This is a genomic window from Planococcus sp. SSTMD024, assembly GCF_041320495.1.
In the GTDB taxonomy this organism is placed as follows: domain Bacteria; phylum Bacillota; class Bacilli; order Bacillales_A; family Planococcaceae; genus Planococcus.
This window is the reverse complement of sequence record NZ_JBGGNS010000023.1, coordinates 157686-175754: the sequence shown is the minus strand read 5'-3', so window position 1 is coordinate 175754 and position 18069 is coordinate 157686. Positions and strand designations below refer to the sequence as shown.

General features: G+C 48.6%; 21 protein-coding genes. 7 read left to right on the top strand and 14 right to left on the bottom strand.

Annotated elements, in window-relative coordinates:
• Nucleotides 1–11: 11 nt before the first annotated feature.
• Together AB9R92_RS15090 and AB9R92_RS15085 are read right to left on the bottom strand one after the other, a co-directional pair.
• Entirely contained in the window at nt 12–1178 is a 1167-nt protein-coding gene (locus tag AB9R92_RS15090) for an FtsW/RodA/SpoVE family cell cycle protein (RefSeq protein ID WP_370670273.1), read from the bottom strand.
• A gap of 68 nt (nt 1179–1246) precedes the next feature.
• Nucleotides 1247–1528: an Fpa/YlaN family protein gene (locus AB9R92_RS15085; RefSeq protein ID WP_058383475.1), complete on the bottom strand. Its 282-nt coding sequence runs from the start codon at nt 1526–1528 to the stop codon at nt 1247–1249.
• Between the two features lie 164 nt (nt 1529–1692).
• Between AB9R92_RS15085 and AB9R92_RS15080 the strand changes: the two genes are divergently transcribed.
• Genes AB9R92_RS15080 through AB9R92_RS15070 form a run of 3 tightly spaced genes read left to right on the top strand, consistent with a single transcriptional unit; the run spans nt 1693 to nt 2863 of the window.
• Entirely contained in the window at nt 1693–2199 is a 507-nt protein-coding gene (locus AB9R92_RS15080; RefSeq protein WP_370670272.1) for a peptidyl-prolyl cis-trans isomerase, read from the top strand.
• A gap of 11 nt (nt 2200–2210) precedes the next feature.
• Nucleotides 2211–2414 (top strand): YlaI family protein, encoded by a 204-nt coding sequence (locus AB9R92_RS15075; protein ID WP_370670271.1) that lies wholly within the window; start codon nt 2211–2213, stop codon nt 2412–2414.
• Nucleotides 2414–2863: a hypothetical protein gene (locus tag AB9R92_RS15070; RefSeq protein WP_370670270.1), complete on the top strand. Its 450-nt coding sequence runs from the start codon at nt 2414–2416 to the stop codon at nt 2861–2863. Before AB9R92_RS15075 ends, AB9R92_RS15070 begins: the two co-directional genes overlap by 1 nt.
• On the opposite strand, the gene AB9R92_RS15065 is transcribed toward AB9R92_RS15070, so the two are convergent.
• On the bottom strand, nt 2857–3186 hold the full coding sequence (locus AB9R92_RS15065) for a YlaH-like family protein (RefSeq protein ID WP_370670269.1): 330 nt from the start codon (nt 3184–3186) through the stop codon (nt 2857–2859). The genes AB9R92_RS15070 and AB9R92_RS15065 overlap by 7 nt on opposite strands.
• Before the next feature lie 23 nt (nt 3187–3209).
• Nucleotides 3210–5057: a translational GTPase TypA gene (gene typA, locus AB9R92_RS15060; protein ID WP_370670268.1), complete on the bottom strand. Its 1848-nt coding sequence runs from the start codon at nt 5055–5057 to the stop codon at nt 3210–3212.
• Nucleotides 5058–5164: 107 nt separating this feature from the next.
• Here typA and AB9R92_RS15055 point away from each other — a divergent pair, with 107 nt between their 5' ends.
• Nucleotides 5165–5374 carry a YlaF family protein gene (locus AB9R92_RS15055; protein ID WP_370670267.1) on the top strand — a complete coding sequence of 70 codons (210 nt, stop codon included), beginning with the start codon at nt 5165–5167 and terminating at the stop codon, nt 5372–5374.
• 165 nt (nt 5375–5539) lie between these two features.
• On the opposite strand, the gene AB9R92_RS15050 is transcribed toward AB9R92_RS15055, so the two are convergent.
• Complete coding sequence (locus AB9R92_RS15050; RefSeq protein ID WP_370670266.1) at nt 5540–6337, bottom strand: inositol monophosphatase family protein; 798 nt, start codon at nt 6335–6337, stop codon at nt 5540–5542.
• 90 nt (nt 6338–6427) lie between these two features.
• The gene (locus AB9R92_RS15045) at nt 6428–6622 is read right to left on the bottom strand and encodes a hypothetical protein (protein WP_058383467.1); all 195 of its coding nucleotides are present in this window, start codon (nt 6620–6622) and stop codon (nt 6428–6430) included.
• 156 nt (nt 6623–6778) lie between these two features.
• On the opposite strand from AB9R92_RS15045, the gene AB9R92_RS15040 reads away from it, so the two are divergent.
• A complete protein-coding gene (locus AB9R92_RS15040; protein ID WP_370670265.1) occupies nt 6779–7423 on the top strand; it encodes a YktB family protein in 645 nt (214 codons plus the stop codon).
• Between the two features lie 12 nt (nt 7424–7435).
• Here AB9R92_RS15040 and AB9R92_RS15035 read toward each other — a convergent pair whose 3' ends face one another.
• A complete protein-coding gene (locus AB9R92_RS15035; RefSeq protein WP_370670264.1) occupies nt 7436–7711 on the bottom strand; it encodes a UPF0223 family protein in 276 nt (91 codons plus the stop codon).
• Nucleotides 7712–7720: 9 nt separating this feature from the next.
• Complete coding sequence (locus tag AB9R92_RS15030; RefSeq protein WP_370670263.1) at nt 7721–8692, bottom strand: NAD(P)H-dependent flavin oxidoreductase; 972 nt, start codon at nt 8690–8692, stop codon at nt 7721–7723.
• 190 nt (nt 8693–8882) lie between these two features.
• Between AB9R92_RS15030 and AB9R92_RS15025 the strand changes: the two genes are divergently transcribed.
• Nucleotides 8883–10352 (top strand): aminotransferase class I/II-fold pyridoxal phosphate-dependent enzyme, encoded by a 1470-nt coding sequence (locus AB9R92_RS15025; RefSeq protein WP_370670262.1) that lies wholly within the window; start codon nt 8883–8885, stop codon nt 10350–10352.
• A 51-nt stretch (nt 10353–10403) separates the two neighbouring features.
• Here the strand turns inward: AB9R92_RS15025 and AB9R92_RS15020 are convergent, their stop codons facing one another.
• From AB9R92_RS15020 to AB9R92_RS14995, 6 genes are all read right to left on the bottom strand, one after another.
• Nucleotides 10404–11270 carry a polysaccharide deacetylase family protein gene (locus tag AB9R92_RS15020; RefSeq protein WP_370670261.1) on the bottom strand — a complete coding sequence of 289 codons (867 nt, stop codon included), beginning with the start codon at nt 11268–11270 and terminating at the stop codon, nt 10404–10406.
• 90 nt (nt 11271–11360) lie between these two features.
• Nucleotides 11361–12770, bottom strand: a complete 1410-nt coding sequence (lpdA, locus tag AB9R92_RS15015) for a dihydrolipoyl dehydrogenase (protein ID WP_370670260.1) — start codon at nt 12768–12770, stop codon at nt 11361–11363.
• Between the two features lie 5 nt (nt 12771–12775).
• The gene (locus AB9R92_RS15010; RefSeq protein WP_370670259.1) at nt 12776–14176 is read right to left on the bottom strand and encodes a dihydrolipoamide acetyltransferase family protein; all 1401 of its coding nucleotides are present in this window, start codon (nt 14174–14176) and stop codon (nt 12776–12778) included.
• Nucleotides 14177–14347: 171 nt separating this feature from the next.
• A complete protein-coding gene (locus AB9R92_RS15005; protein ID WP_370670258.1) occupies nt 14348–15325 on the bottom strand; it encodes an alpha-ketoacid dehydrogenase subunit beta in 978 nt (325 codons plus the stop codon).
• A 3-nt stretch (nt 15326–15328) separates the two neighbouring features.
• Nucleotides 15329–16441, bottom strand: coding sequence for a pyruvate dehydrogenase (acetyl-transferring) E1 component subunit alpha (pdhA, locus tag AB9R92_RS15000; protein WP_370670257.1), 1113 nt, complete (start codon nt 16439–16441; stop codon nt 15329–15331).
• 255 nt (nt 16442–16696) lie between these two features.
• Nucleotides 16697–17341 carry a YkyA family protein gene (locus AB9R92_RS14995; RefSeq protein WP_370670256.1) on the bottom strand — a complete coding sequence of 215 codons (645 nt, stop codon included), beginning with the start codon at nt 17339–17341 and terminating at the stop codon, nt 16697–16699.
• A 146-nt stretch (nt 17342–17487) separates the two neighbouring features.
• Between AB9R92_RS14995 and def the strand changes: the two genes are divergently transcribed.
• Nucleotides 17488–18060 carry a peptide deformylase gene (def, locus tag AB9R92_RS14990; protein WP_370670255.1) on the top strand — a complete coding sequence of 191 codons (573 nt, stop codon included), beginning with the start codon at nt 17488–17490 and terminating at the stop codon, nt 18058–18060.
• Nucleotides 18061–18069: the final 9 nt, after the last annotated feature.

The following is an 18069-nucleotide window of genomic DNA, read 5'->3' as shown; positions in this document are numbered from 1 at the left end:
ACGCACACCCTTTACTTTTTCGTTTTTTCGTATTTATTGAACATGGAAACATTCATTAATACTCCCATAGCTAACGATAACAAAATTACCGAGGTTCCGCCATAGCTTATAAACGGAAGTGTCACCCCTGTCAGCGGAATGATGCCCGATAGCCCGCCAAGGTTGACGAACGACTGGATGCCGATCATGCTTGCGACACCGGCTGCGAGCATGCGTGCAAGTGGGTCGCTGGTCGTCATGGCAATCCACAACCCGCGCAGGACGACGAAGCCGAGGCCGCCGATGACGACGAGGACACCCAAAACGCCAAGCTCTTCCGCGATGACCGACATGATGAAATCGGTATGGGGTTCCGGCAAATAGCCGAGCTTCTGGATGGATTGGCCGAGCCCAAGGCCGCTAAGCCCTCCTGAGCCGATTGCCAAATACCCATTGACGATCTGGAAGCCGAATCCGAGCTCATCGGAAAACGGGTTAAAGAAGGCGTCGATGCGGCCTACCCGTTTTTCTGTAAAAATCAGGTCTTTGGCAAAAATCATCGCCGGCACGATAAAGACGGCCGCAGCTGTAATGACGATGCCCGCCAATTTCACGAACGGTTTCAGGCGGACACCTGATGCCGCCATCACAGACAGGCCGACCGCGCCGATGATCACCATGGAGCCCAAGTCAGGCTCAAGGAAAACCAGCAGCAAGACAGCGGTCAAAATGATGACCGGCGGGATGATCGATTCGTTCAGTTTGTTGATGGACCCGTTGCGGTATTTATTGGAGAATACGCCCGCTAAATAAAAAATCAACCCGACTTTGGCGACTTCCGATGGCTGGATATTGGCAAAGCCGAGGCTGATCCAACTTTTCGCACCGCCTGCCGCAAAGCCGATAAAATGAACCAGGATGAGCCCCGTAAAGATGACCGCGAGAACGGTCGCCATCATCCATTTTTTCTTGAAATGCTTATAGGGGAAGACGGCGGCGAGCAGGAATGCAGGATAGGCGATGGCCAAGTTGATCAATTGCTGTATGTAGAAGCGGTCCGGTGAGTCATTATAATAGTTTACGGACCAGGCCATGCTCGAGGAGTAAATCATGATCAGCCCGAAAATAGTCAGGGTCAGGTATGTAAAGAGAAGCGGATAGTCTATGTACTTGCCGTATTTCTTGATGTAGGATTTCATTGTTTTATACCTCATTCAATTGGATTCATTAGTAAAAAAACTCAAACTGGAATCGTTTGAGTTTTGGGTCATTTATTTGTATACGCATCGTGGAGGATGGACAGTTTCTTCTCCAGCGTATCCATTAAATTTTTACCGGTCTCACGTTCAATCAAGCCGAGTTTGACGGCGAAGTCGATTTCCCGTGATAAGCCAAACATTTGCGTATCAAGAACTTCTTCATATAAAGGGCAGGAAGGCAATGTAAGATGATCCATCTGCACCTTGATCAATTGCTCAATTTTCTCTGCATCAGCTTTAAGGAGTTCCAGCGCTTTTTCCTGATAAGTCTGTTCTTCTGTATGTTCCATGAGGACTCCCCCATCACTTGTATTTCTGCTCCATTAGCCTGTTTAAAGTGTATCTTTTACGCTGTCAAATTGCAAGTCTCTCATAAAAGGGATTAAACCCTTTGGGAATCGGGGCCGAACAGTTATACTGAAGAGGAGAGCTACTATAATGGAGGGTTTTATTTATGGAATTCATCATACCGTTCAAAGGGGAAGTCCAATACAAACTGACCTTGGATCCGACCGTGTGGATTTTCGATGACCGCAAAGTGGATCTTCGGACTTTCTTTACAGAAGAGCACGTCGATAAAGATGATCTGGAAGAATACAAACGCGGCATGGGCGAACATTGGTCGCGTGAAATCATGGAAGGCGCTACCGTTCCGCCGACCTTGAATTCAGAGAAAAAGTACAAGCGCCAGGAAAAACAAGACATGCTGACAGGCACATTCGGCATGCGGTTCCAGCCATTCCTCGAAAACGCAGAGCCAGCTAACGGCGCCTCGCAAGTTGTTTTCGAAACCGCTTCGGGCGAACACGCCTTCCCGATCGAAGAGGCCAAGCAATTGATTTTTAAATTCAGCCAGGATGGGAAGCCTCTCCGTGAAGACGGGCCGGTCCATATCCTATTGCCGGATGGCTCAAATACCGATCAGCCCATTACCCATGTCTCCGCCATCCGGGTCGAATAGGAGGAATAACTATGCGTGTTCAATGCGTCATCTGCGATAAGATCGAAGAACTGGAAGACGATACCTTGCAAGCCAAGCGCCTCCGCAACCGGCCGATCCACACCCATATGTGCGAAGAATGCCACGACCGGATCACCAAACGGACAGAAGAGCGTCTAGCAACCGGGCGTTTCCATTTCTTCCGCAGTTCCCGCAGCATCGAGGATGATTTCTGATGAAAGTATTGAAGGGCTTGTGGATCGGTTTCTGGAGCGGCCTCATTCTCGGATTGTTGCTGAAGTGGATGCAGGCAGTGACCGGCGTCCGAAATTATGAATTGTTATTGAACGTCGACTTTATTCCGCTGGTCAATCAAGTGAACTGGTCGGAGCTGACTGAATTCGTTTTCCATTTAATCATCTCGCTGGTGATCGGCATTGTCTATGTGTATATCGCCAAACGCCGCAACTATACATTCGGCCAGCTGACGATCATCAGCTTGGTGCTGACTTTGCCGACTTACATCCTGTTTTTCCCGCTCGCCATATTGGCGGTGGAAGCCGATGTCCCGGAACCGACCGATATGGGAGCGTTCCTTTACTGGATTTTGGCTCATCTGACATATGCACTGCTGTTGCCGATCCTTTATAAAACATTTGAACGCAAAAACGCTGCCTCTCATTGAGAAGCAGCGTTTTCGCGTTTTTCGCGCCATAGGCGGATTTTGTAAAGGATGAGAATCAATGCGGCAATGACCAAGCCCTCGACAACGGGCAGGAAAAAGGCTAAGAACGTCAGCCCTAATCCTCCCGCAGCCAGGAACAAGATGATGACAGCATTTTTTCCGATCGATAGTTTCTTGGCAAAGCCCAGTTTGTACACCAGTGCCGATAACAGGAAGATGACGGCAAACAAGGCATATCCCGCCACATCGAAGTTCGGCAAATTTTGGTAGAGAATACGGGCTACCGGATACATATTTTCATAGACAAAAGCTTGCTCGTCCACTGATTATACATCCTTCCAGTTGTTTATTCTTCGATGGCTACTTTCTTTTTCTTCGCCATGCGTTCGCGCTCGTTCTTATCAAGAATCTTCTTGCGCAAGCGGATCGACTGAGGAGTGATTTCGCAGTACTCGTCGTCGTTCAAGTATTCCAGAGCTTCTTCAAGGCTCATAAGACGCGCTTTTTTCATCGTAGTCGTCTGGTCTTTGTTGGCAGAACGGATGTTAGTTGCCGCTTTGATCTTAACGATATTGACCGTCAAATCGTTGTCGCGGTTATGTTCACCGACGATCATGCCTTCGTAGATTTCAGTGCCGACTTCAACAAATGAAGTTCCGCGGTCTTCGATGCCCATTAAGCCGTATGTTGAAGATTTGCCGCGCTCCATTGAAACGAGCACGCCTTGGCGACGGCCGCCTACGCGTCCTGATGCAACTGGCTGATAGCTGTCGAATGTGTGGTTGATGATTCCGTATCCGCGTGTTTGCGTCAGGAATTCAGTTGTGTAGCCGATCAATCCACGTGCAGGGACATTGAATACTAAACGCACTTGCCCGCTTCCGTTATTGATCATGTCGAGCATTTCACCTTTGCGTTCACCGAGTGATTCGATGATTGCGCCAGTATATTCTTCAGGAACATCCACTTGAACGCGTTCAATCGGTTCGCAGCGTACGCCATCCACCATGCGGACGATAACTTCAGGTTTCGATACTTGAAGCTCGAATCCTTCACGGCGCATGTTTTCGATCAAGATCGATAGATGCAGCTCTCCGCGGCCTGAAACGACCCATGCGTCAGGAGAATCAGTAGGCTCGACGCGCAAGGAAACGTCTGTTTCCAATTGGGCATCCAATCTTTCCTGGATTTTTCTTGAAGTAATGAATTTGCCTTCTTTACCAGCGAACGGGCTGTTGTTGACGAGGAATGTCATTTGCAGCGTCGGTTCGTCGATGCGTAGAATCGGCAATGCTTCAGGATGATCTTGTGGGCAAACGGTCTCGCCGACGTTGATGTCTTCGAGGCCAGAGATTGCGATCAAGTCGCCTGCTTCGGCTTTTTGGATCTCAATGCGCTTCAAGCCCATGAATCCGTGGATTTTCGTGATACGGAAGTTTTTGACAGAGCCGTCCAGTTTCATCAAGGAAACGGATTGCCCAACTTCAATCGTGCCGCGGAATACGCGCCCGATACCGATACGGCCAACATAATCGTTGTAATCAAGAAGCGCCACTTGGAATTGCAATGGCTCTTCGCGGTTATCGATCGGTGCTGGTACGTGGTCCATGATGGCATCATAAATGACTTGCATGTTTTCTTCCTGGTCAGCCGGGTCAGATGACAGACTTGCAGTTCCGTTCATGCCTGATGCGAAAATGACCGGGAATTCCAATTGGTCGTCGTTTGCTTCAAGTTCGATGAACAATTCGATGACCTCGTCGACAACTTCGTCAGGACGCGCAAAATCGCGGTCGATTTTGTTGACGACTACAATCGGCTTCAAGTTTTGCTCTAGCGCTTTTTTAAGTACAAAGCGTGTCTGTGGCATACAGCCTTCATATGCATCGACAACGAGCAAGACACCATCAACCATTTTCATGATACGCTCCACTTCACCGCCGAAATCGGCGTGTCCAGGAGTATCCAAAATGTTGATTTTAGCGTCTTTATATTGAATCGCGGTATTTTTCGCCAGGATTGTGATTCCGCGTTCTCTTTCAATGTCGTTTGAGTCCATCGCCCGCTCATCAACATGTTCGTTTGATCGGAAGATTCCTGATTGCTGAAGCAACTGATCCACCAATGTCGTTTTGCCGTGGTCAACGTGTGCGATAATTGCAATGTTGCGTAAATCGTTTCTTAGGTTAGTCATACTTTCACTCCAATATTCTTTTTTCGAGCCTATAACTGTGCTAGTATAGCACATATAGGGGAAAAACCCTACGATTTTATTTTCTCGTATGCAGGAGGTTAGATGGTATGAAAGAAGCGATTATTGAATCGTGGCATAATATTAAATGGATTTTTGTACTATATTCATTGGCGGCAATCGGGGCAATGGTGCTTATCGGCGTCGCAGTGGCACTTCGCAGCGTAACCGGCATGTTCCTTTCCATCCTATTGTTATTGGTCATCATGGGCTTTGGGTTTAAACGGAAAAAAGAAATGCGCGAAGCAGGCGCATTGTAAACACCAAAAGGGGCTGTCCAAAAAGTCATATTCCATGACTTTTTGGACAGCCCCCTTTTTTTGCATTATAAAAAACACATAAAATATCGTCCTTTCTGTTAAACGGGAATTATTAACCCCCCACAGAAAGAACGGCTTTTATGCGCAATCAGTTTATAGATTCGGTTAGTTATGCTTCGGCTTGATATACTCTTCCAGCAATTTTCCGTGGATGGACGGGTTAGCGGCGACGAATGTATCCGACTTCAACAAGTTTGCAGGTTCGCCTGCAAAATTGCTCGCAACAGCCCCCACTTCGTTTGCCATGACCAATCCCCCGGCGATGTCCCACGGCGATAGCCGCATGGAAATATAAGCATCGATTCGCCCGCTCGCAAGATAAGCGAGTTCAAGCGCCGCCGAACCGTACGAACGCATGCCGCGCGCCTCATGGACGAGGCGGATGGTGGCTTCATGCTCCACATGCCGGTTCGGCGTTGCCCACATGGCATTCATGCCGATGATCGATTCGCTGATGTCTGTCTCAAAGAGCGGCTGCAGGCGTTCGTCGTTATAATACGCGCCCCCGCCTGCAATCGCATGATACAGATCATCGTTGACGACATCATAGATATAGCCCATCTTGCCGATCCCATCTACGTAGATGCCGAGCGAAATGGCAAAATTGCGTCGTTGGTGCACAAAATTCATGGTGCCATCAATCGGGTCGAGCATCCATACGGTGCCGCTCAATTCTTCGATTGCGTCGCCAAATCCTTCTTCGCCAAAAACGCGGTGGCCCGGAAAATCTTCCCGGATATGGTGGATGAAGAACTTCTCCACTTCCTTGTCCACGTTTGTGACCAAATCATTTGCATGGGCTTTCGTATCTACCGAGATGTCACTGAGAAATGAATTGCGGATCCGGTGCCCTGCTTCTTTGATCATTGATTTTATGTAACGGTCCATTGCATGCTGGTCCATAAATGAGCGCCTCCTTATTTCTTTCCAGTATAACGAAAAAAGCATCCACTGTCTTTTGCCAGCAGATGCTTCTACGGTATGGTCGTCTGTTTACAATGCATGAAGAGCCTCCAGTTCTACTTGTATTTCTGCCAGCCGTTTCTTGCTCTTGTCCTTTTGGCTGCTGTCATTTTGCTGCATTGCATCATACAAGGTGGCCAATTCGTAATCAAGCTCCAGCTTCAAGGTATTGATATACTCTTTTTCTACATCCGCTTTCCGGATAATCTGTATCATCTGCTTCATAAGTGAGCGCCCCCCTTCCCTCATAATCGGAATATTCCGATTGCGATGTTTGTTACACATCTTTACCCCGTTTTTTCCTCCCGAAAACTTATTTATATTCATTCTTCGCAAACTTCGTTAAAATAAGACCTGATGATTATTTAAGGAGGGATGTCTGTGAATCCATACTGGACTGAACAGGATTTTGAAGTTTTTGAAACTGCAGGGCTTGAAGCGCGCATGGAAGCATTATCGACTCATGTACGGCCAAAATTCGAAGCATTGGGCCAAGACTTCTCCGCTTATTTCTCCGGGGAAACCGGAGACGAATTTTTCCCGCATGTCGCAAAACATATGCGCCGGACTGTCAATCCGCCGAATGACAGCTGGGTGGCATTTGCGCCTTACAAACGCGGCTATAAAGCGGTCCCGCATTTCCAGATCGGGCTTTGGGAAAGCCATGTATTCGTCATTCTTGCCGTCATTTACGAAGCGCCCGGCAAACCGCAAATGGCGAATCAACTGATTTCCACCGGGGCTTTAGCCGATTTGCCGGCTGACTTTGTCGTTTCGGGTGATCACATGAAGCCTGAAGCTGCTTCCATTGCAACGCTTGGCGAAGAAGGCGCCGAAAAGCTGCTGACGCGCCTGCGCGATGTCAAAAAAGGGGAACTCGTCATCGGCAGGCATTTGGCACGCGCTGATGCTGCCGCGCTCGACAAGAATGGATTCTATGCTTTTGCAGAAGAAACATTCCGCGAGCTGCTGCCGGTTTACCGGAAATTGCTTCAAGCAAACGAAAAAACCGCCGTTCATCGCTGAACGGCGGTTTTTTCACCTTTTGATGCGGATTAATTCATCATCTGAAGCTTCTTTCATTTTCTTGACGGCCGTAAAACTGACATAGCCGCTTTCTTCTTCGAATTCACGAAAATAAGTCTTTTCTTCCGCCATCGAGGGCACAACTTTTTTGAACTTGCGGTATTTGTCCATCAGTTCCTGCCGTTTGATACCTTTTTCATAAGCTTTCTCTATCGCTTCGAAAAATTCCACAACATCGACGATTTCATCGGTCGTCCAATCGATGGAAAATGGATATGAATATTCCATTGCCTTCACCTACTCTCTTTCAATAATCCCCCAGCGCTTGCGGATTTCTTCAGTTTGCTGGATCATCCGATCGAACAATTCCTGGACAGTCGGCACATCCCGGATCAATCCCGTCACTTGGCCTGCCCAGCCGAAGCCTTTTTCTTGTTCCCCTTCATAGATATAGCGTTTATTGGCGGTCCCGCTAATATACTCTTTCAGCGCTTCATAGCTCGGCGTTTCTTTTTCAATTTCCAAGATCCGATCCGTCCATGTATTCGACAAAGTCCGGGCCGGTGCACCGATGCTGCGCTTAATGATCACTGTATCGTTTTCGGTGCTGTCAATCAACTGCTGCTTGTACAGCTGGGATGCGTGAACGCATTCTTTCGTTGCGATGAAGCGAGTCCCCATTTCAATCCCTTCGGCTCCGAGTGCATGCGCTGCCATCCACCCGCGGCCATCGCCAATGCCACCCGACGCGATCACGGGAATCGATACTGCATCGACCACTTGCGGAATCAGGACCATCGTGCCGATATCATCACGGCCAAGATGCCCGCCGCCTTCATGCCCGACGACCATGACGGCATCCGCGCCAAGTGTTTCCGCCTTTTCGGCTTGGCGTCTTGCTGCCACCAATACCAATTTCTTGATGTCGGTCCCTTCCAATTGTTCGAAGATCGGCGTCGGGTTGCCGCCAGTCATCGACACCACAGGTACCCGTTCTTCGATTGCTACATCGAGCATATGCGAAAATGCACGCCCATGTTCACCGATCGCAAAGTTAACGCCGAATGGCTTGTCCGTCAATTCTCGCACTTTGCGGATTTCTTCCCGCAATTCTTCCGGCCCCGGAAGGCTCATTGCCGTAATCTGGCCAAGCCCACCGGCATTCGAAACCGCTGCCGCCAGATCCGCATAAGCTAAATATGCCAACCCTCCTTGGATGATTGGATAGTCGATTCCAAGAAGTTCCGTAATTCTTGTCTTAAATGCCATAATCCCACTCCTTTTTTCGTCCTCTATTTGTCTATTCGCTTCAATTACAAAATTCCCTTTCAATCGCATCCACCTTGTGCCATAATCCTGAAAATAAGTCAGACATCTGCACTATAAGTATAGTAACAAAGCGTCTTGCATGCTATAATTTCTCTTGTTTTCATTTTGATAAAGTGAGGTGCACGTCCCATTGTCACAACTCGAAACGCCGCTCTTTGATGCTTTATTGAAGCATCGAAACCGGCATCCTATACAATTCCACATTCCCGGCCATAAAAAAGGCCACGGGGTCGATCCCGCTTTCCGGGAATTTGTCGGCGACAATATCCTGTCGATCGACTTGATAAATATAGCGCCACTCGATGACCTGCATTCTCCAAAAGGTGCAATTAAACAAGCACAGGAGTTGGCCGCGCAGGCATTCGGCGCAGACCACACCTTTTTCTCGGTTCAAGGAACGAGCGGCGCTATCATGACGATGATTTTGAGTGTCGTCGGGCCGAACGATAAAATCCTCGTCCCGCGCAACGTCCATAAATCCATTATGTCGGCTATCGTTTTTGCGGGGGCGATTCCGGTCTTTATCCACCCGGAAGTCGACCCGGAACTCGGGATTTCCCACGGCATTTCACCTGAATCGGTCGAGAAAGCCCTGATCGAATACCCCGATGCCAAAGCGGTGCTCGTCATCAACCCTACTTATTTCGGTGTGGCGGCTGATTTGAAGCGCATCGTCGATATCGCCCATGCCAAATCCATTCCGGTGTTGGTCGATGAAGCGCATGGTGTACACATCCATTTCCATAAATCCTTGCCGGTATCAGCCATGGCAGCCGGAGCGGACATGGCTGCCACATCCGTCCATAAACTGGGCGGCTCCATGACGCAGAGTTCCGTGCTGAACGTGCGTGAAGGCTTGGTGTCGCCGAAGCGCGTCCAGGCGACTTTATCGATGCTGACGACAACATCCACATCCTATCCGATCTTGGCATCGCTCGATACCGCACGGCGCCAGCTCGCAATCCACGGCTTCGACTTGATCGACCAGACAATCCGGCTGGCACAGGACGCGCGCAAGCGGATCAATAAGATTCCACATCTTTTATGTGTCGGAAAAGAGCTGCTCAACTCTTCTGCGACGTACGATATGGACCCGACCAAATTATTGATCAGCGTCAAAAATCTCGGTATCACCGGCCATCAAGCGGAAGAATGGCTGCGTGAGAACGCCAACATCGAAATTGAACTGTCCGATTTGTATAACATTCTCTGCCTCGTGACGCTAGGCGACAGCCGGAAAGAAATCAATTTGCTCGTCAATGCCTTGCAGCGGATGAGCGAAGCCTTGGAGACCGAACACGCGGTTTCGGAACCGATTGTCTTATTGCCTGAAATTCCACGGCTTGCGATGACACCGCGCGATGCTTTTTATGCAGAGACGGAAATCATCCCGATCGATGAAGCGGTAGGCCGCATTTCGGCTGAGTTCATCATGGTCTATCCACCAGGCATCCCGATTTTCATTCCGGGGGAAATCATTACAGAGGAAAACATTTCCTATATCCACACAAACGTCAAAGCAGGGCTGCCGGTACAGGGGCCTGAAGATGATTCGCTCCAAACGCTTCATGTCATCAAAGAACATCATGCATTCCGATAACGATAGACAGTAAGAAAAAAGGTTCCGGCGCAAATTGCGCCGGAACCTTTTTTAGGGTTGGAGTCCTTCTATTTCAGCCGGATCCACAAATTCATAGCCTTGATCGCGAAGCCCTTCGATAATTTCCGGCAGCGCTTCTTTCGTCCATGCCCTATCATGCATCAGCAGATTTCCGCCGTTATTCAGTTCAGGGGCATTGACCATGATATCTGCCAAGGCTTCCGGCTCCATATAGCCTTGCATGAAATCATATCCGTAAGTCCAGTTCATGCGCACCATGCCTTCTTCTTGAACGAGCGCATTGCTGAACTCGGTGTTTACACCAAATGGAGCACGAAAATATTTTGGTGCTTCGCCGATAATCGCTTCCACACGCTCGTTCAGTGAAACTATTTCATCTTGCTGCACACTTTCTGTGGATTGCTTTAAGTTCACGTGGGTGTTTGTGTGATTGCCGATTGCAAAGCCCATATCATGAATTTTAGACAAGGTCTCTTGCTCTTCATCTGTATCAAGGAAATGTCCGTTGACGAAAAAGATTGCTGGCACATCGAGCTCTTTCAAGGTTTCGGCCATTTCGAGTGAATATGTATCCGGTGCATCGTCGATGGTAATTAACACTGCTTGTTCGTTTGCATCGCCGACCGGTTCGACTTTCGAGTTTTGCGGGTTGATGCGATAACGCGGCTCGGCAGCTTGTTCGCCTTCTTCTGACGTTTGCTCTTCCGTGTTTTCCGGCTCTTCTAATTCTGCTTCATCGGATTGTTCACTTGCGGATTGCTCAGATGCCACATCTTCTACATCCGTTTGCGCTGATTCTTCCTGTTTTGTGTCTTCCGGCTCCTGTGCGGCTTCATCAGAACAAGCCCCGAGCAGAAATACGGCACATGCAGGCAATATCCAATTTCGTTTTTTCATAATCACCCTCCTTGTGTAAAATTTTAACATACGCCAGGCATAGAAGGCATAAAAAAAGGACCGCATTTTTTGCGGTCCTTCCCTTACTATTTATTTGATGATGTGAATCGGCGTGCCTAAAGCCACTTCCGCCGCTTCCATTGTAATCTCAGCCAAAGTTGGGTGAGCATGGATTGTCATCGCGATGTCTTCCACAGTCATGCCCGCTTCAATGGCCAAGCCGATTTCCGCGATCATGTCGGATGCGCCCGCTCCAACGATTTGCCCGCCTAATAGCAAGCCGTCTTCTTTACGGGATACCAATTTTACGAAGCCTTCAGAAGAGTTCAATGCCAGCGCACGGCCGTTTGCGCCGAACGGGAATTTCGCCGCTGTCACTTCAAAGCCTTCTTCTTTTGCTTGTTCTTCGGTTAAACCGACACTTGCAAGTTCAGGGTCTGTGAAACAAACCGCTGGAATTGCCATGTAATCGACTTCCGATTTTTCGCCGGCAATCGCTTCAGCAGCGACTTTGCCTTCGTATGATGCTTTATGCGCCAATTGAAGCCCTGCCACGATATCGCCAATCGCATAAATGTTCGAAATGCTTGTGCGGCATTGCTTGTCGACTTCAATAAGCCCGCGTTCGCCCATTTTGATGTTGAGCTCTTCAAGGCCCATTTCATCCGTATTTGGACGGCGGCCTACAGTTACCAACACGTAGTCTGCATCGATTGTTTTCTCTTCGCCGCCAGCTTCGTATGAAACCGATACGCCTGAATCTGTTTCTTCCACACCTTTAGCAGATGCTTTTGTGATAACTTCAACGCCTTTTTTCTTCAAGCCTTTTTTGACGATTGACGTCATTTGCTTTTCGAATCCGGCAAGAATATCCGGTGCGCCTTCAAGAATTGTCACTTCAGAACCCATGTTTGCATAAGCAGTTCCGAGCTCAGTCCCGATATAGCCACCGCCGATGACGATCAGTTTTTTCGGTACCTCTTTCAAAGCAAGTGCTCCACTTGAATCGATGACGCGCTCTGAATATTTGAATGTCGGGATTTCAACTGGGCGTGAACCTGTTGCGATAATCGCGTTTTTGAACTTATACGTTTGGGCAGAATCCGCGTCCATGATGCGGACAGTGTTTTCGTCTACGAAGTATGCTTCGCCGCGGACGATTTCCACTTTATTGCCTTTTAGCAAGGATTCAACGCCGCCAGTCAATTTCTTGACGACACTGTCTTTGAACGCTTGTGCTTTTTCAAAGTTCAAGGAAACTTCTTTTGCCACGATTCCCATATCATCGGAATGTTGGGCTTCTTCAAAGCGGTGGCCAACAGAAATCATTGCTTTTGAAGGGATACAGCCGACGTTCAAACAAACGCCGCCGATGTATTCTTTCTCAACGATGGTCACTTTTTGGCCAGTCTGTGCTGCACGGATAGCTGCGACATAGCCGCCAGGGCCTGAGCCGATGACGAGCGTGTCTGTTTCGATTGGGAAATCTCCTACTACCATAAGTTTTACGCCTCCATTAATAGTAATTCTGGTTCACTTAACAAACGCTTGATGTGATTTAATGCGTGTTGTGCGGTTGCTCCGTCGATCATGCGGTGATCGAAGCTCAATGATAATGCTAACACAGGAGCTGCTACAATTTCACCATTTTTCACTACCGGTTTTTCAGCAATGCGCCCGATGCCCAAAATCGCGACTTCGGGATGGTTGATGACTGGCGTGAACCACTGGCCGCCAGCAGAGCCGATATTCGTGATTGAGCATGAAGCGCCTTTCATTTCAGCAGATGACAATTTGCCATCACGCGCTTTTGTTGCAAGCTGGTTGATTTCGTCTGAAATTGCGAAGACGGATTTGCGGTCTGCATGTTTGATGACCGGCACGAGCAAGCCTTTATCCGTGTCTGCAGCAATCCCGATATTGAAGTAATGCTTGTGGATCACTTCGCCGGTTTCATCGTCGAACGATGTGTTAAGCGCCGGGAATTCACGCAATGTGCTGACCAAAGCTTTGACGACATACGGCAAGTACGTCAACTTGATTTCTTTTTCTGCAGCAATGTCTTTGAACTTTTTGCGGTGTGCCACGAGTTCCGTTACATCGACTTCGTCCATCAATGCGACATGAGGAGCGGTGTGCTTCGAATGCACCATCGCTTTGGCGATTGCTTTGCGCATGCCGGACATTTTTTCGCGGGTTTCCGGGAATTCGCCTTCTGGGGCTGCTGCCGCAGGGGCTTCTTTTGTTTCTTTTGTTTCTTGTGTTTCTTGTGCAGCTGTTTCCTGCTCTGCTGCAGGGGCTTCTTGCTGTTGCCCGCCGTCCAAGAACGCTTCGATATCTTGTTTCATGATGCGCCCGTTGTCACCGGACCCTTTGACTTTCTTGATATCGACATCTTTTTCTCGTGCGAATTTGCGCACAGATGGCATCGCGATGACGCGTTTGTTCGGGTCGCTGTCTGCTTCATCTGCTTGCGGCTGTTCGCCTGCTCCGGTTTCGCCTTCTGGCTTGCTTTCCGGTGCCGGCTCTTTGTCAACGTTTTCGCCTGATTCAGCTGTCCCTGATTGGACTTGCTCTTCTGTTTCTTCCTGCTGACCTTCTTGTTTTTCTTCAGGTGCAGGTTTTTCCTCGTCGTCTTTTCCGCCTTTGAAGTGGACATCGTCCGCATCCGGGGAATCGATTTTCACGAGTACGTCTCCGACGACTGCGACAGTTCCCTCTTCTACCAGCACTTCTTCAATTGTTCCTGAAACAGGAGACGGAATTTCTACGACCGCTTTATCGTTCTGTACTTCACACAGAATATCGTCTTCTTCGATCGTGTCTCCGGCCTTGATAAACCATTTTACTATTTCACCTTCGTGGATACCTTCCCCGATATCCGGCAAACGAAATTCAAAAGCCATTCTAGTCACCCTTTCTATTGTACATTCCATGCAGCGCACCATACAGAATGCTGTTGTTAAGAATGATCCAGCACGGGCTCCCGGCAATCAGGGAGTCCGGTTGTGCTGAATTCGTGCTGTTCCCTAATTTCGCACTGGAACGGGCGGCGTTATGGAACCGCTATCCGGAAATTAGAAATTCAGTACTTTTTTCGCTGTTTCTACTATATCCTTTGCATTCGGCAGCCAAACTTGTTCAGCTTGCGAGAATGGGAAGACTGAATCCGGCGCTGTTACGCGGAGTACAGGAGCTTCAAGGCTCAGGATTGCGCGGTCATTGATCTCCGCTACAACATTCGCTGCAATGCCAGCTTGTTTTTGGGCTTCCTGAACGACGATTGCGCGATTTGTTTTTTCAACCGATGCGATAATCGCTTCGATATCGAGCGGCTGGACGGTGCGCAAATCGATGACTTCAACGGAATGGCCGTCTTTTTCCAATTCTTCTGCCGCTTTGATGCTTTCTTGCACCATCGCACCGTATGTGATGATGGAAAGGTCTGTTCCTTCACGCTTCACATCAGCTTTGCCGAGTGGGATCGTGTATTCTTCTTCCGGCACTTCTTGGCGGAACGAACGATACAATTTCATATGCTCAAGGAAAATGACCGGGTCGTTGTCACGGATGGCCGAAATCAACAATCCTTTTGCATCATAAGGTGTTGCCGGAATAACTACTTTCAAGCCTGGCTGTGCAGTCATGAGCCCTTCGAGTGAATCAGCGTGCATTTCCGGCGTGTGTACGCCGCCGCCGAATGGTGAACGGATTGTTACCGGCGATGTCAACGTGCCGCCGCTGCGGTAGCGCATGCGCGCCATTTGGCCGCTGATGGAATCCATCACTTCGAAAACAAAGCCGAAGAACTGGATTTCCGGAACTGGGCGATAGCCTTGAAGTGCTAGGCCGATCGCCAAGCCGCCGATTCCTGACTCAGCGAGTGGTGTATCGAATACACGGTCTTCACCGAATTCTTTTTGCAAACCTTCAGTTGCGCGGAATACCCCGCCGTTATTACCTACGTCTTCACCGAAAACAAGAACATTTTCATCGTTTTTCATTTCTGTTTTCAGAGCGTCCGTAATCGCTTGGATCATCGTCATTTGTGCCATGAGTTACTTCGACTCCTTTGCTTTATAGATATCGAGTTGTTCCTGTACATTGAATGGAACTTCTTCGTACATAATTCCGAGAAGGTCGGATACTTTTTGCTTCGGCGTGCCGTCTGCTTCTTTGATCGCCGCTTTAATTTCTTCTTTTGCTTTCTCGATCACTTCGTTTTCTTTTTCTTCATTCCACAAGCCTTTTGCTTCGAGGTATTTGCGGAAACGAACGAGCGGGTCTTTCTTTTCCCATTCGCTGTCGATATCTGAAGTACGGTAGCGCGTCGGGTCATCCCCTGCCATCGTATGCGGCCCGTAGCGGTAGCACATCGTTTCGATCAATGTCGGCCCTTCGCCTTTTACTGCGCGTTCGCGTGCATCACGCGTCACAGCGTAAACTGCAAGTGGGTCCATGCCATCTACAAGCACTCCCGGGATCCCTGCAGAAACCGCTTTTTGTGCAATCGTTTTAGCGGATGTCTGCAATTCACGCGGTGTCGAAATCGCGAACTGGTTATTCTGGACGATAAAAATCGCTGGTGCTCGGAATGCCCCGGCAAAGTTGATGCCTTCGTAGAAATCGCCTTGTGAAGATCCGCCGTCGCCTGTATACGTAATCGCGACTGCCTCTTTTTTGCGCTTCTGCATGCCGAGTGCAACGCCTGCTGCCTGGATGAATTGTGCGCCGATGATAATTTGCGGCGGCAAAATGTTCAAGCCTTCAGCCATCTGGTTTCCTTTGAAATGCCCACGGGAGAACAAGAACGCTTGGTGCAGCGGCCAGCCGTGCCAGATCAATTGTGGTACATCACGGTAGCCCGGCAAGATGAAGTCCTCTTTTTCCAACGCAAAATGGGAAGCCAGTTGAGACGCTTCCTGTCCAGCCGTCGGTGCGTAGAACCCAAGACGCCCTTGACGGTTCAATGAAATCGAGCGCTGATCCAAGATGCGCGTGTAAACCATGCGCTTCATCAACTCTTCCAATTGCTCATCAGATAGATTCGGATCGTAATCCTTATTAACAATTTCGCCTTCTTCGTTCAATACTTGAACCATTTCGAACTTTTCTTCGATCGCATTGAGTGTTTCCACCGGATCGAATTGCTGATTCTTTTTCGCAGCCATAAAAGCAACTCTCCTTTATCTGTATTAAAATTTTAACACTAGCTTAGTGATACAATCGCCACATTCTTTTTCAGTATACGCCACCACAATATTACGGTCAATCATAGAAGAACAATACATTATACGTGTATACCCGTTTTTGCAGATCTTAAAAATAACTCCAACTGTACTATAAGAAAAACGGCTTCTGTATTATAATACAAAAAGGATGCACCGCTCTTTTATAGCACAGAAAAAAGCAGCCAAATCAGCTGCTTAGTCGTTGTCTGCATTCATTTTTTCAATGGTTTCGTTTTTCAGCTCATTGAACTGTTCCGTTTGTTCGTTGAAGGCTGTTACGGCTTCTTGGACCAGCTCATTCTGTTCATTCACTTCATTGGTCTTTTCCTGAAGGGTGGCAAGGTCCATATCTTCTTCTGCCACCATTGCATACAATTCTTTCTGGCGTTCGATCAATGCCTCATAAGCGTCCGTGAATTCCCCGTGCTTCATAAAGCGTTCATCCATTTGATCTCTCAGCGCTTCGAGATCTGCCTGGACAGCTCCATCTTCCGTTTCTTCAATCAATTGGTCGATCTGCTTGAATTCCTCGGCGGCGTTTTGCATCGATTCACGCTCTGTTACCAAAAGTTCAAGCCGTTCATCGGCAGAAGCGATCGCTTCTTGAGACTTCTCTTCCACTTCCGCCTGCTGCTCCTTGGTCAAAGCCATGATCGATTCGAAAATCTCTTGCTCATCCTGTTCGCGGCTCTGCAATTCACTTTGCACATTACGATATTCCGCTTCTTTTTCAAAAGTAGTCTCCAAGATTTCATCCAGCTGTTCCTCTGTGGATGCCCCTGAGCATGCCGACAGGAAAACAGTACCTGTCAAAACCATGGCGATGGCTAGTTTCTTCACAATAAAGTCCCCCTTGATTTCCATGAATTAACTATAGAATGATTATCGGCAAAATACAATAACCGGAAGAGCTTTTTCTTTTTTCAAAAACACGATCATACGCTACAATAGGTATACTAGCGAGCACCATGAAAGGATGAACATACGTGATTTTGATGAATGATATTATCCGTGAAGGGCACCCCACTCTTCGCCAGAAAGCCGAAGAGGTCAAACTTCCGCTTTCCGAAGAAGACCGCAAGCTCGGTGAAGAGCTTTTGGAATATGTAAAGAACAGCCAGGATGACGAACTGGCCGAGAAGTATGATTTGCGTCCTGGCGTCGGAATCGCCGCCCCACAGATTAATGTCTCCAAGCGGATCTTTGCTTTGCATTTTGATGAGCATTCCGGTGAGAACTTGAGCCTGGTCGCGGTGAACCCGAAAATCGTCAGCCATTCTGTCGAGAAAGCCTATTTGTCCGGTGGTGAAGGCTGCCTGTCCGTCGACCGTTCGGTTCCGGGATATGTCCCGCGCTATGCACGCATCACCGTCAAAGGCTATAAGCTTTCCGGCGAAGAGTTCAAGATGCGCTTGAAAGGCCTGCCAGCCATTGCCTTCCAGCATGAGCTCGACCATTTGAACGGCATCATGTTCTACGATCACATCAACCCGAACGATCCGTTCCAGGAAGTTGAAAATGCTTCCGCCATCGACCTTCAGACCGAAACCGTGGAATGACAAAACCCC